Annotated in this window: 13 protein-coding genes; 10 read left to right on the top strand and 3 right to left on the bottom strand. The window is 65.7% G+C overall.

The genetic code is table 11. The features are described from left to right. The first annotated feature begins 98 nt into the window (after positions 1-98). Complete coding sequence (argH, locus tag Q352_RS0106160; RefSeq protein WP_028498584.1) at positions 99-1478, top strand: argininosuccinate lyase; 1380 nt, start codon at positions 99-101, stop codon at positions 1476-1478. 263 nt (positions 1479-1741) lie between these two features. Here argH and ppc read toward each other — a convergent pair whose 3' ends face one another. Beyond that, positions 1742-4459: a phosphoenolpyruvate carboxylase gene (ppc, locus tag Q352_RS0106155; protein WP_028498583.1), complete on the bottom strand. Its 2718-nt coding sequence runs from the start codon at positions 4457-4459 to the stop codon at positions 1742-1744. Positions 4460-4567: 108 nt separating this feature from the next. On the opposite strand from ppc, the gene hemC reads away from it, so the two are divergent. From hemC to Q352_RS0106120, 7 genes are all read left to right on the top strand, one after another. Then, a complete protein-coding gene (gene hemC, locus Q352_RS0106150) occupies positions 4568-5488 on the top strand; it encodes a hydroxymethylbilane synthase (RefSeq protein ID WP_028498582.1) in 921 nt (306 codons plus the stop codon). Between the two features lie 236 nt (positions 5489-5724). Then, positions 5725-6108 (top strand): protein TolR, encoded by a 384-nt coding sequence (gene tolR / locus Q352_RS0106145; RefSeq protein WP_244879558.1) that lies wholly within the window; start codon positions 5725-5727, stop codon positions 6106-6108. Positions 6109-6113: 5 nt separating this feature from the next. Continuing rightward, positions 6114-6998, top strand: coding sequence for an energy transducer TonB (locus tag Q352_RS0106140; RefSeq protein WP_036385481.1), 885 nt, complete (start codon positions 6114-6116; stop codon positions 6996-6998). A 2-nt stretch (positions 6999-7000) separates the two neighbouring features. Next, positions 7001-8287 carry a Tol-Pal system beta propeller repeat protein TolB gene (gene tolB / locus Q352_RS0106135; RefSeq protein ID WP_084299909.1) on the top strand — a complete coding sequence of 429 codons (1287 nt, stop codon included), beginning with the start codon at positions 7001-7003 and terminating at the stop codon, positions 8285-8287. Between the two features lie 89 nt (positions 8288-8376). Next, positions 8377-8889, top strand: coding sequence for a peptidoglycan-associated lipoprotein Pal (pal, locus tag Q352_RS0106130; RefSeq protein ID WP_028498578.1), 513 nt, complete (start codon positions 8377-8379; stop codon positions 8887-8889). Positions 8890-9033: 144 nt separating this feature from the next. After that, entirely contained in the window at positions 9034-9798 is a 765-nt protein-coding gene (ybgF, locus tag Q352_RS0106125; RefSeq protein ID WP_233495166.1) for a tol-pal system protein YbgF, read from the top strand. 4 nt (positions 9799-9802) lie between these two features. Then, positions 9803-10315: a GNAT family N-acetyltransferase gene (locus Q352_RS0106120; RefSeq protein ID WP_028498576.1), complete on the top strand. Its 513-nt coding sequence runs from the start codon at positions 9803-9805 to the stop codon at positions 10313-10315. Between the two features lie 106 nt (positions 10316-10421). On the opposite strand, the gene paeA is transcribed toward Q352_RS0106120, so the two are convergent. Further along, positions 10422-11726 carry a polyamine export protein PaeA gene (paeA, locus tag Q352_RS0106110; RefSeq protein ID WP_028498575.1) on the bottom strand — a complete coding sequence of 435 codons (1305 nt, stop codon included), beginning with the start codon at positions 11724-11726 and terminating at the stop codon, positions 10422-10424. A 166-nt stretch (positions 11727-11892) separates the two neighbouring features. Here paeA and Q352_RS0106105 point away from each other — a divergent pair, with 166 nt between their 5' ends. Both Q352_RS0106105 and Q352_RS0106100 read left to right on the top strand, forming a co-directional pair. After that, positions 11893-12300 (top strand): HIT family protein, encoded by a 408-nt coding sequence (locus Q352_RS0106105; RefSeq protein WP_028498574.1) that lies wholly within the window; start codon positions 11893-11895, stop codon positions 12298-12300. Positions 12301-12353: 53 nt separating this feature from the next. After that, a complete protein-coding gene (locus Q352_RS0106100) occupies positions 12354-13226 on the top strand; it encodes an endonuclease (protein ID WP_084299907.1) in 873 nt (290 codons plus the stop codon). On the opposite strand, the gene Q352_RS0106095 is transcribed toward Q352_RS0106100, so the two are convergent. Next, a complete protein-coding gene (locus tag Q352_RS0106095) occupies positions 13227-13907 on the bottom strand; it encodes an enoyl-CoA hydratase/isomerase family protein (RefSeq protein WP_028498572.1) in 681 nt (226 codons plus the stop codon). Positions 13908-13954 lie beyond the last annotated feature (47 nt).

Raw genomic sequence — 13954 nt, 5'->3', positions numbered from 1 at the left:
CGGCATTGTACCGCAGCGCCGCCGTGTCGCGGCCCGACCGGCGCCACAACTGCCGTATACTCTGGGCTTTCCGTTCCATCGGGTTTCAAGGGGTTGTCATGAGCGATAACAAGGCGTGGTCGGGCCGCTTTGCCGAGCCGGTTGCCGAACTGGTGAAAACGTATACCGCCTCGGTGGGCTTCGACAAGCGCATGGCCGAGTTCGACATTCAGGGCTCGCTGGCCCACGCGACCATGCTCGCCCGCGCCGGCGTGCTGTCCGACGCTGATCTGGCCGCGATCCGCGACGGCATGGAAGCCATCCTGGCCGATATCCGCGCCGGTCGTTTCGACTGGTCGGTCGACCTCGAAGACGTGCACATGAACGTCGAAAAGCGTCTGACCGACAGGATCGGTGATGCCGGCAAGCGCCTGCATACCGGCCGCAGCCGCAATGACCAGGTCGCGACCGACATCCGCCTGTACATGCGCGACGCCATCGACCGCATCGTCACCCATATCCGCGAACTGCAGACCTCGCTGCTGGATCTGGCCGAGCCGAATGCCGCCACGGTGATGCCGGGCTTCACCCACTTGCAGGTCGCGCAGCCGGTCACCTTCGGCCATCACCTGCTGGCCTATGTGGAAATGCTCGGCCGTGACGCCGAACGCATGATCGACGCCCGTCGCCGCGTGAACCGTCTGCCGCTCGGCGCTGCCGCCCTGGCCGGTACCACCTACCCGATCGACCGCCACTACACCGCCGAACTGCTCGGTTTCGACGATGTGTGCCAGAACTCGCTCGACGCCGTGTCCGACCGTGACTTCGCCATCGAAGTCACGGCGGCCGGCAGCCTGGTCATGCTGCACCTGTCGCGGCTGTCCGAGGAACTGATCCTGTGGATGAGCCCGCGCGTCGGCTTCATCGATATCGCTGACCGCTTCTGCACCGGCAGCTCGATCATGCCGCAGAAGAAAAACCCGGACGTGCCGGAACTGGTGCGCGGCAAGACCGGTCGCGTCACCGGTCACCTGATGGGGCTGCTGATGCTGATGAAGGCGCAGCCGCTGGCCTACAACAAGGACAACCAGGAAGACAAGGAACCGCTGTTCGACACCGTCGACACCCTGGTTGATACCCTGCGCATCTACGCCGACATGATGCGCGGCATCACCGTCAAGCCGGAAGCGATGCGCGCTGCCGTGCTGCAGGGCTTCGCCACCGCGACCGACCTGGCCGACTATCTGGTCAAGAAGGGCGTGCCGTTCCGCGACAGCCATGAAGTGGTCGCCCGTGCGGTCAAGCTGGCCGATACCCGGGGCTGCGATCTGGCCGACCTGTCGCTCGACGTGCTGAAGGAGTTCTCGCCGCTGATCGAGCAGGACGTGTACGCGGTACTGACGCCGGAAGGCTCGCTGGCCCAGCGTGACCACGTCGGCGGCACCGCCCCGGCCCAGGTCCGGGCGCAGATCGCGCGCTGGCGCGGATTGCTGGCGTAACGGCCGCGCATGAACAAAGAGGGCGCCTTCCGGGGCGCCCTCAGGCTGTCCATCCACCCCGCCCACGAAGAACGGACGAGCGAAGCGGGGTTTCCCCGCGGCGGCGGGGACGGAAGAGGCCGGGTTCAATCAGGCAGACTGCCGTGCTCACGGCAGATCCTGTCAGTCGGGCATGCACCGACGCCACTGTGAATGTCGGTGCTCACCTTTATGAGCAGTCTGAGGGCGCCTTCCGGGGCGCCCTCTTTGCTGGTGGGCAGGACCTAACCGCTGTTGCGCAGTCCGGCGGCCAGACCGTTGATGGTCTGGTGGATTGCATGCAGGTGGCCGTCGTGCTCCGGCGCTTCGCGCAGCGCGCGCAGGAACTCGATCTGCAGCAGGTTCAGCGTGGTGAAGTACGGCAGGCGTGAAGCCAGGCTGCGTGCCAGCGTCGGGTTGTCGGCCAGCAGGTGGTCGGCGCCGGTGATGGCGAAGTACATGTCGCGCGACAGCTCGAATTCCTTGCGGATCATGCCGAACACCCGGTTGCCGAGCTCGGCGTCCGGCACCAGTCGTGCGTACTCGGCGGCGATGGTCATGTCGGCCTTGGCCAGCACCATTTCCATGTTCGACAGCGTGACGCGGAAGAAGGCCGAATCGCGGTACAGCGCCTTCAGGCGAACGATGCCCTGCTCGCCGTGGCGCTCGATAAACGCGGCCACCGCGCTGCCGACGCCGTACCAGCCCGGCAGCATCACCCGCGACTGCATCCAGCTGAACACCCACGGAATCGCGCGCAGATCGGTAATCGACGACAGCGTCTTGCGCGATGCCGGCCGGCTGCCGATGTTGAGCTTGGCGATCTCGTTGATCGGGGTGGCAGTCAGGAAATAGTCGATGAAGCCGTCGGTGTCGATCAGCCGCCGGTAGGCGTCATAGCTGTCGCGCGCCAGCTCGGCGAAGATCGACTCGTCGGTCGGGCAGGCCGGCACCGGCGCCAGACTGGCTTCCAGCGTCGCGGCGAGGATGGATTCCAGATTGCGCAGGCCGATGTCGCGGTCGGCATACTTCGACGCGATGACCTCGCCCTGCTCGGTGATGCGGATCTGGCCCTGCACGGTCCCGGCCGGCTGGGCGACGATGGCCTCGAAGCTCGGACCACCCCCACGGCCGACCGAACCGCCCCGGCCATGGAACAGGCGCATGCGCACGCCGGCCGTGTTGAAGACGGCGACAAGCTGTTTCTCGGCCGCATACAGGCCCCACTGGCTCATCAGGTAGCCGCCGTCCTTGTTGCTGTCCGAGTAGCCGAGCATGACTTCCTGCACATGCTGGCGGCTGGCGAGCAGCGCACGGTAGAACGGCAGCGCAAACAGCGACTGCATCACTTCGGCGGCGTTTTCGAGGTCGGTAATGGTCTCGAACAGCGGAATGATGTTGGCGCGCGCCTGCGGGGCGCCACTGGCGTCCAGCGGCAGCAGGCCGGATTCCTTCATCAGCAACGCCACTTCGAGCAGGTCACTGGCCTCGGCACAGTTGGAAATGATCAGGTTCGGCAGCGCGCCCTCGCCATAGCGGTCCTGCATGTCGCGGGTGGCGGCAAACAGGTCGAGTTCGCGGCGGGTGCCGTCCGAATAGTCGACGAACGGCGACATCAGCGGCCGGGCATGGGCCAGCTCGGCCAGCAGCCATTCGCGCTTGCCGGTTTCGTCGAGTCCGGCATAGCCGGGCTGGCCGGCGGCGGTGAACAGCTCGGCAACCGCGCCGCCGTACAGGTCGGCGTGCTGGCGCTGGTCGAGCGGCATCAGGAAGAAACCGAACACGCCCACCGCGCGGCGCAGCCGGCGCAGGCGGCCGTCGGCCAGCAGGCCGCTGCCGTGCGAGGTCAGCGAGTCGGCCAGCGCCTTCAGGTCGGTGGCGAAGGCATGGCGGTTCGGGTACGGCTCGCCATCGCCGAAGCGCGAGCGGAAGGCGACCTCGCGCTCATGGGCGGTGGCGGACAGCCGGGCGATGATGGTGGCGATCGCGCGGCGATACGGTTCCTCGTCGCGGCTGACGGCGGTATCGGGCGAGATCGCCGCCAGTTCGGCCACGGTGTCGCTGACCGCGACCAGCCGGTCCGACAGCGACAGTTCGCGGTACAGCCCTTCCAGCTCGTAGCCGTAGTGGTCGAACACCACCTCGGCCTGGCGGCCGAGCGCGTAGCGCAGCAGGCCGGCATTGACGTTCGGGTTGCCGTCGCGGTCACCGCCGATCCAGCTGCCGATGCGATAGAAGTTCGGCAGATCGAGCCGCACGCCATACGCGCGCTCGATGGTGTCCTCGGTCTGCGCGTACAGCGCCGGCAACGCATCGAGGAAGGTCAGCGGGTGATAGGCGATGCCGTTTTCGATCTCGTCCTTGACCGTCAGCTTGAACGGGCGGATTTCCGCCGTCTGCCACAGGGTCAGCAGTACGCGCTTGAGCTTGATTTCGAGTTCGGCGACTTCATCGTGGTCGAGCTCGGGCTGGCCGAGCTGGATCAGGAACTTGCGGATGGCACGCTGGCAGTCGAGCGTGGTCTGGCGCTGGACCTCGGTCGGGTGCGCGGTCAGCACCGGCACGATCTGGGCATGCTGCAGCAGCGACTCGACGTCGGCGGCGCGCACGCCGCGCTGCTTGAGCACGACCAGCGCCCGCTCCAGGCTGCCGGCCTGCGGCGGTGAGCCGGCACGCTTGTGGGCCAGCCGGCGCCGGTTGTGGTGCAGGTCCTCGGCCAGATTCTCCAGCTGGGCCAGCAGTCCACAGGCGCGCAGCAGCGTGTCGGTGACTTCCGGCGACAGCGTGGCCAGGTGGGCGCGACAGTCGGCCAGACTGTCGACATGGCTGGCCAGATCCGGCACGCTTTCGACTTCGTCCCAGATCGCGTCACCGGTCTGCTCTCGCACGACATCGGCCAGCAAACGGGCCAGACGCCCCCGGTCCCGCGTCAGCGGGACATCCTTGTCAAGTTCAACACTCATCGGTCTGCGTTATCCTTGCGGGTGATCGGTCGCCGTGCATGTTCCCTATCGAACATCCGGACGGCCATGATGTTGGATTGGAAACACGTTAACACAGGAAAAACCCTCATGACGCAACTCGTGATCGCCAGCCGCGAGAGCCCCCTGGCGATGTGGCAGGCCGAGCATATCCGCGACCGCCTGACCGGGCTGTATCCGGACCTGCAGGTGTCGATTCTCGGCATGACCACCCAGGGCGACCAGATTCTCGACAAGACGCTGAACAAGATCGGCGGCAAGGGGCTGTTCGTCAAGGAGCTGGAACAGGCGCTGGCCGACGGCCGTGCCGACCTGGCCGTGCACTCGATCAAGGACGTGCCGATGGAGCTGCCGGACGGTTTTGCGCTGGCGGCGATCTGCGAGCGCGAAGACCCGCGTGATGCCTTCGTGTCCAACACCTACGCCAGCCTGGCCGAACTGCCGCCGGGCAGCGTGGTCGGCACGTCGAGCCTGCGGCGCGAATGCCAGTTGCGCGCGCGTTTCCCGCAACTGGACGTCCGGCCGCTGCGTGGCAATGTGCAGACCCGGCTGCGCAAGCTCGACGAGGGCGAGTACGACGCGATCCTGCTGGCTGCGGCCGGCCTCAAGCGGCTGAAACTGGACGCCCGCATCCGCGCCGAACTGTCACCGGCGGACAGCCTGCCGGCCGTGGGCCAGGGGGCACTCGGCATCGAGATCCGTGCCGGCCGGCCGGACCTGATGGCCTTGCTGGCGCCGCTGAATCACCCGGTCACCTACGCCTGCGTCAGTGCCGAGCGGGCCATGAGCCGGGCGCTGGGCGGCAGCTGCCAGGTGCCGCTGGGCGGCTACGCGACCCAGGACGGCGACCAGCTGACGCTGCGCGGCTTTGTCGCCACCACCGACGGCCGCACCATGCTGACTGCCGAAGTCAGCGCGCCGGCCGAGTATGCCGATGCGCTGGGTCGTGCCGTGGCCAGGAAGCTGCTGGACCAGGGCGCGGACGACATCATGGCGGCGCTGCTGGACTGAACCCCCGCGCCAGCGGCCCGGGAAACGCCGCCGACGGCGGTTTTCCGGGCCGGCGGCGCGGCGGGAATGTGCGGAAATGTCAATAAATGTGACATTCGATAGCGGTTTTTGCCGATTTCGACCCGGCGGGTTTCGCATGTAACAGGCACGAGCGCCGGCTTTTGCTATCATGACGCTTCTCGATCGATCCAGAATCGCGTTTTCAGTCCATGCTCAATCGCCGTCCCCGCCGTTCCATGAACCAGATCAATGTCGTCCCGTATATCGACGTCATGCTGGTCCTGTTGGTGATCTTCATGGTGACCGCGCCCATGTTCGCCCCCGGTGTCGTCAATCTGCCCTCGGTCGGCAAGGCGGCGCAGGTGGAAACCGAACCGCTGCAGGTCACCGTCGACAAGGACGGCCGCTTCGGACTGGCCGACAAGGGCGACAGCAGCCAGTTCGACGATCTGGCCGGGCTGACCTCGGATATTCAGGGCCGTCTGGCCGACGGCACCAACCGCCCGGTGGTGATCTCCGCCGACAAGACGGTCGCCTATGAAAAAGTCATGGAAGTGATGAGCGCGCTGCAGAAGGCCAAGGTCGAACGCGTGGGTCTGCTGGTCAAATCGGAGCAATAGCGCCGATGACGGCTGCCAATACCCGCAGCACGAGCTTTGCTGTTTCGCTCGGGCTGCATCTTTTCATTCTGCTGCTGCTGACGCTGTCATTCCACCCGGAAACCCGGACGGTGAATGCACCGCCGGCTGCGGTTGAACTGTGGAGCGCGCCGCCGATGACGCGCGGCGTCGTCATGCCCGACCCGACCCCGGCGCCGGTGGTCGCGCCCGAGCCGACCCCGACCCCCGAACCCGATGTGACGCCGGAAGTCCGGACGCCGGACATCGCCGTGGCCAAGAAAAAACCGGAACCGCCGAAGCCCGAGCCCAAGCCGGAAAAGAAGCCGGAACCCAAGCCGGAAAAGAAACCCGAGCCGAAGCCGGAGAAAAAACCGGAACCGAAGCCCGAGGCCAAACCGGAAAAGAAAGCCGACGCCAAAAAGGCGACCCCGGCCGAGCCGGCGAAAAAGCCGGCGGCGAAGAACGCCCGTCAGGGCAGCTTCGACGTCGATGACGAGCTGGCCGACCTCGGCAGCACCAATACCAAAGTCCGGCCGAACAGCAACCGCACCCAGGCCGGCAGCAAGGATGGCGTGCCCGGCGGCAGTGCCGGTGGCATCGGCGCCGGCGGCAGTGGCGGCAAGGGCTACGAAGGACTGGTGGTGGCCCGCGTGCGGCCGCTGGTCCAGGTGCCTGACGGTCTGAACGGCAACCCGACGGCGGTGGTGCAGGTGACCCTGCTGCCGTCGCTGGAAGTCCGCGACGTCAAGCTGGTGCAGTCGTCCGGCAACCCGCAATACGATGAGGCCGTGCAACGCGCGGTCATGGCAGCCCGTACCTTCCCGGCGCTGCCCGCCGGCATGTCCTTCTCGGACGTGCGGGTGATGAAGCTGAAATTCCGACCGAAATAAGGATGACGATGCGCACTCACTGGCTGACCCGACTGTTCGTTCCCGTGCTGATGCTGTTGGCTGCGGGCGTTGCCCGTGCCGAAATGACGGTGGAAATCGTCGGCGGCGGTACCAACCAGCACCCGATCGCGCTGCCGGTGTTTGCCGGCGAAAACCTTGCCCCGGGTGGGCTGACCCCGATCATCCGCAATGACCTGGCGCGCACCGGCGTGTTCCGCTTCATCGATCCGAACAGCGTCGCCAACAAGCCGACCGAACCGGGCCAGATCGCCTATCCGGACTGGAAGACCGCTGGCGCGTTCTCGATCTCGGTCGGCAAGGTCCAGCAGCAGGGCGACAAGCTCGCCGTCAGCTTCTGGCTGATGGACGTCGCGCAGAAAAAACAGCTGACCGGCGGCAGTTTCTCGATTACGCCGCGGCAGAGCCGCCAGCTCGCCCATACCATCGCCGACATGATCTACCAGGCGATTACCGGCGAGCGCGGCATCTTCGGCACCCAGATCACCTATGTCAGCAAGTCGGGCCGCGACCACTACGAACTGCGGGTGGCCGATGCCGACGGTGCCAATGAACAGACCATCCTGCGCTCGAAGGAACCGATCCTGTCGCCGTCGTGGTCGCCGGACGGCGGGCGCATCGCCTATGTGTCGTTCGAGACGCGCAAGGCGGTGGTGTACGTGCACAACCTGGCTGCCGGCACCCGCCGCGCCGTGGCGAATTTCAAGGGGTCGAACTCCGCGCCGTCGTGGGCGCCGGACGGTTCCCGCCTGGCCGTCGCGCTGACGCTGCCGGGCAACACCCAGATCTACCAGATCAACGCTGACGGTTCCGGCATGCGCCGGCTGAGCCAGAACGCGTCGATCGATACCGAGCCGACCTATACCCCGGACGGCAGCCGCATCCTGTTCACCTCGGACCGCGCGGGCGGCCCGCAGATTTTCAGCATGCCGGCGGGTGGCGGCGCGGCGACGCGCCTCACCTACGAAGGCAACTACAATGTGTCGCCGAGCGTCAGCCCGGACGGCAAGAGCTTCACCTTTGTCCGCCGCGAAGGCGGCCGCTACCGGGTGATGCTCCAGGATTTCGGCAGCAGCCAGGCCAACTACGTGTCGACCACGCAGTACGACGAGTCCCCCAGTTTTGCCCCCAACGGCAAGATGATCCTCTATGCGACCGATCAGGGTGGTCGCGGCGTCCTCTATACGGTGACCCGCGACGGCAGTACCAAGACGCGCCTGGGGGCCACGGGGGACGTGCAAGAGCCTGACTGGGGACCCTTCCCGCGTTGACACCGGCCCCAGGCCGGCATGACTGACACGAGAATCGCCCTTCTACCGAATTCCTCGTCACATAACCAAAGCATAAAGGAGCCCTAGCGATGCTGAAGCAAACCCTCACCGCTGTTGCCGTTGCCGCCCTGCTCGCCGCCTGCGCAAGCACCAAGCCGGCCGATTCCACCAACGCCAATGCCGGCGCCAACGCCGGCAACGGCGGCGCTGTCGCCGGCGGCACTGCCGGTCAGCAGATCGATCCGCTGAAGGACCCGAACAACGTGCTGTCCAAGCGCAGCGTGTTCTTCGGCTTTGACAGCTCGGCCGTCAGCAACGAGTACAAGCCGGTGGTCCAGGCCCACGCCGAGTACCTGAAGCAGAACAGCAACCGCAAGGTGCAGATCCAGGGCAACACTGACGCCCGCGGCAGCCGCGAATACAACCTGGCACTGGGTCAGCGCCGTTCGGAAGCCGTCAAGCAGATGATGCGCGTGATCGGCGTGCCGGAAGCCCAGCTGGAAGCCGTCAGCTTCGGCAAGGAAAAGCCGCGCGCCACGGGTAACACCGACGCCGACTTCGCCGCCAACCGTCGCGCCGACGTCGTTTACGACGGCGAGTGATCGCGTGCCGGCATCCTGATGCCGGCTGTGTTGCTGCCGGTCCCGCCCGCCGTTCGCGGCCCGGGACCGGCCGGCAATTCCCCGACCCGGATGCGGCTGTGGCAACATCCGGGTTGTTCGTTTTTACAGCGACCCTATCCGCCCATGATCCGACGCCTCCCTATTGCCCTCCTGCCGGTGCTGTTGGCCGCCGGCTGCGCCTCGACCACCGATCTCGACGTGACCCGCGCACAGATCGTGCAGCAGCAGCAGCGGCTGTCGCAGATCGAAACCAAGATTTCCAACGACAAGCTGCTCGACATGATCAATCAGGTCGGTTCCCTGCAGGCCGAAGTGGCCAAGCTCAAGGGGGACGTCGAGGTGCTGAACTACAATCTGCAGACCACGCAGAAACGTCAGAACGACCTGTACAACGACCTCGACCAGCGTCTGACGCCGCTGGAAGGCAAGACCGCCGCCACGCCGGCGCCGGGTGCCGACAGTGCCGCGCGCACTGACGACGGTGAGGCCGCCGCCGCACCGACGCCGACCGCCGATCCGGTCGGGGCCGAATACGACAAGGCGCTGGCGCAGCTGCGCAACCGCAATTTCAAGCAGGCGATTCCGGCGCTGAAGACCTTCATCAACGCCAATCCGACCGCGAAGCAGACACCGGACGCCCGTTACTGGCTTGGTGTCGCCTATAACGCCGAGCGCCAGTTCCAGCCGGCGATCGATACCTACCAGCGCTTTATCGAACTGAGCCCGACCCATGCCAGGGTGCCGGATGCCATGCGCAATATCGGCGGCTGCCAGCGGGATCTTGGCGACACGGCACGGGCGAAGTCAACCTGGCAGCAGCTGATCAAGAAATATCCGAACAGCGATGCCGCCCAGAAGGCGAAGCAGCAGCTGTCGGCACTGAAATAGACCGATGACGGCGTACGTGCGCGACGAGACGCCGGCTGATGCCGGTGCCATTGCCGCCGTGGTGACGGCCGCGTTCGACGGCCACCCGTACAGCGATGGCACCGAGGCAGCGCTGGTGACCCGGCTGCGTGCGGCCGGCGCACTGAGTGCCAGCCTGGTGGCGGTGGATGAGTCCGGCGAGGTGATCGGTCATGTGTCCAGCTCGCCGGTGGTGCTCGATGCCGATACCGGCGGCTGGGAAGGACTGGCGCCGCTGTCGGTGCATCCCGACCACCAGCGGCGCGGTGTCGGCAGCGCGCTGGTGCAGGCGCTGTTCGGGCGCTTGCGCGCGCAGGGTGCCGCCGGCGTGGTGGTGCTGGGCGATCCGGCCTACTACCACCGCTTCGGCTTTGCCGCCCGCGACGGGCTGCGCTGCGAATTCGACGTACCGGCCGGTCACTTCATGGCCATGGCGCTGACGGCGAGCGTCGTGCCGGCGGCCATCGTTCACTTCCATCCCGTGATTGCCGCCAGTTGATGCGCCTGCTGCGTGCGCTGGCCGAGTTCGTCGTGCTGTTCGTCGGCCTGCTGCTGTATATCGTGATCGGCGTGCCGCGCGCGCTGTGGCAGGGCTGGCGCCGACGCTAGACGTCGCCGTCCTGCGCCTTCGGCAAGCGGGTGACCAGCAACTGGTCGATCTTGTAATTGTCGATGTCGACCACTTCGAACTTGTAGCCGGCGAAACTGACGCAGTCGGTCCGTTTCGGGATCTTGCGCAGCATGTACATCATGAAACCGGCCACCGTTTCGTAATGCTCGTCATCGGGGAAGGCATCGATGTCGAGCACGCGCATCACGTCGTCGATCGGCGTCACACCATCGACCAGCCATGACAGCTCGTCACGCTGGACGATCTGCTCTTCCTCGACGCTGACCAGATCGCCCATCACCGTGCTCATCACGTCGTTCAGCGTGATGATGCCGACCACCAGCGCATATTCGTTCAGGATCACGGCGAAATCCTCGCGCGCGCTCTTGAAGCGCGACAGGATCTCCGACAGCGTCAGCGTGTCCGGGATAAGCAGGGCCTGACGCACGGTCGGTTCGGTCTTCAGCGAAATGCTCTGGCCGTTCAGCGCGCGCACCAGCAGATCCTTGGTATCGACATAGCCGACCACATTGTCGATTGCATCGTCGCAGACCAGGAACTTCGAATGCGGATTGGCGGCGATGGTGCGGCGGATCAGATCGTTGTCGGCCAGCAGCGGCAGCCAGACGATGCTTTCGCGTGCGGTCATCGATGACGACACGGTCCGGCTTTCCAGCTCGAACACGTTTTCAATCAACTGGTGCTCGCCGGCGTGCAGCACGCCGGCCTCGGCGCCGGCCGCCATCACGGCGATGATATCGTCCGAGGTGATGTCGTCGGAGCGGGCCATCGGCACCTTCAGCAGGCGGAAAATCAGGTTGGCCAGGCCGTTGAACAGCCAGACCAGCGGCATGCACCCCTTCACGCAAGTCAGCATCGGCCCGACAATGCGCACCGCGATCAGTTCGGGGAACAGCAGGCCGAGCCGTTTCGGCAGCAGGTCGGCGATCAGGATGAACAGGCTGGTCACGGTCAGGAACGACAGCACGAAGCCGATGGCGGCGACTTCCGGCCCCTGATAGAACAGGCTGACCAGCCGGGCGTAATACGGCGTGAATGCCGGTTCGCCGACGATACCGCCGAGAATCGCTACCGCATTGACGCCAATCTGCACCACGGTAAAGAAATGGCCCGGCTTTGCCTGCAGGTCCAGCACGCGCTGGGCATTGACCATTCCTTCATCCGCCCACTGGCGCAGCCGGATCTTGCGTGCCGCCGCGAGCGAGATTTCCGAAATGGAAAAAAACATGCTGACGGCAATAAGGGCGGCGATAAGGAGAAGTTGCTGCAGAAAGCTCATAGGTAAGTCCGGGTCCTGTCCGACAGGGGGTCAATACCCATTCGGGAGTGCGTTGGAGACGACTACAGCATAACGTCGGATAGCCGGGTGCAGTCAATTTTCGGATGCCTGTCCGTGCCGTCGCTGGGTATCATCCGGGTTCGATCTTCCTGTCTGCGGATGCGCCATGTCCTGTGTCCTGTGTGAAACCCCGTCCTCGCCATTGCTGTTCGAAGACGCCCGGCTGCGCGTCATCCTGGTCGACGACGAGCCCGATTACCCCGGCTTCTGCCGGGTGCTGTGGAAGGCGCACGTGCGCGAGATGACCGACCTGGCCGCTGCCGACCGTGCCCACCTGCTCGACTGGGTGCTGCGGGTCGAGGCCGCGCTGCGCGCCGAGCTGAATCCGGACAAGATCAATCTGGCCAGCCTCGGCAATGTGGTGCCGCACCTGCACTGGCATGTGATTCCGCGCTTTGCTGATGACGCCCATTTCCCGGCACCGGTCTGGGCCGCACGCCAGCGTGATGGCGTTGCCCATGACGTCGACGGGCTGGCGGCGCGGCTGCGCGCAAGACTGTCTGCAACGGAATAAGTTCGTCAGCGTCTACAATAGCGAACTTTCCGCTGTCGACAGTCCGGTTTCTGATGTCCAAATCGTTATTTCTGTTCGCGGCCTGTTGCGTCGCGACGCTTGCCGCCTGTTCCGAACAGCAGGCGCGCGACCTGGCCCATGGTGCAATCGAGGAAGGCTCACGCCTGATCAGCGAACAGGTCGGCGAGTGGCTCGGCAAGACGCTGGACGGCGCGCTGACACCCGCCGCCGATCCGTCCGAACCGCAGGCGGTCGAGCTGGTGTCCGGCAACAAGGCCGTCGGCCATCGCAACTTCGTCAATGCCAAGAAAATCCTGCCGCGCATCTATGCCGGCATGGAAGAAGATTTCTACTGCGGCTGTCGCTACAGCGGCAAGGAAGTCGATGCCACCAGCTGCGGCTACCGGCCGCGCAAGAATGCCGAACGCGGCCAGCGCATCGAATGGGAACACGTGGTGCCGGCCTGGGTGCTGGGCCACCAGCGGCAATGCTGGCAGAACGGCGGTCGCAAGCAGTGCACGAGCAGTGACCCGCTGTTCCGGATGGCCGAGGGTGACCTGGTCAATCTGGTACCGGCGGTCGGTGAAGTCAACGGCGACCGCAGCAACTTCCCGTACAGCGTCTGGGCGCGCAACCCTGCGCCGGTGTACGGCAGTTGCCGGACGGTAGTCGACTTCCGCCTGCGCCGCGTGCAGCCGCGCGAGGAAGTGCGCGGGCGCATTGCGCGCATCCAGCTGTACATGCACCAGCGCTACCGGCTGCGCCTGTCCAGCCAGGACCGGAAACTGTTCTGTGCGTGGGCGAACGCGTATCCGGTCGATGACTGGGAGCTGCGCCGCAACGAGCGGCTGGTGCGCTGGCAGGGGGAAGGCAACCCGCTGGTCGGCGACACCACCCGTCTGGCGGCGCTGTGCGCGGCAGGCTGATCAGTCGGCCAGCAGGGCATCCCAGCGCGGGCCGAGCAGGCTGCGCTTGATGGTCGCATAGGCACGGCGGTTCTTCTTGGCCAGCTCTGCGGCCATGGCCAGCGAGGCCGGCTGCAATACGTCCGGCGCATGGGCGGCTTCGACCAGGCCGAGGCGGGCAGCTTCCTCGCCGCCGATGCGGGCGCCGGTCAGCGCCAGACGGCGGCGTACCGCCTCGCCGGGCAGATTATTCACGCAGGCGACCATGGTCGGCGACAGCGCCAGGCCGAGATCGACCTCCGGGAAACACAGGAAGCCCCGGTCGGCGCGCATGGTACGGAAATCGCAGGCCGAGGCAATCAGCGCACCACCGCCAAAGGCGTGGCCGTTGATGGCCGCCAGCGTCGGGCAGCCGAAGCGGGCCAGACGCTGCAGCAGCTGGTCAAGCCGCGGCACGAAGGTGTTCAGCAGGAACGGCATGCCGCCCTGACTCTGGATATAGTCGAGATTGATGCCGTTGCTGAAGAATTTCTCGTCGTCCGCCGTGATCAGCAGCGCGACATTGCCGCTTGCCGCTTCGACCGTATCGAGATGGGCGTTGAACTCGTCGAGCGTGCTGTCATCGAGCATGTTTGACGCGTCGGCGTTCTGGAACGTGAGGACAAAAACGTCGCCGGTGCGGTCGAGGCGGAGTTGCGGCATCGGGGAATCTCCTTTGTGGATATCGATCCATCATGCCTCAAACGGTC

This window comes from Microvirgula aerodenitrificans DSM 15089 (genome assembly GCF_000620105.1).
GTDB lineage: Bacteria > Pseudomonadota > Gammaproteobacteria > Burkholderiales > Aquaspirillaceae > Microvirgula > Microvirgula aerodenitrificans.
The sequence above is the reverse complement of the archived record's forward strand: the minus strand, read 5'-3'. Positions and strand labels throughout refer to the sequence as shown.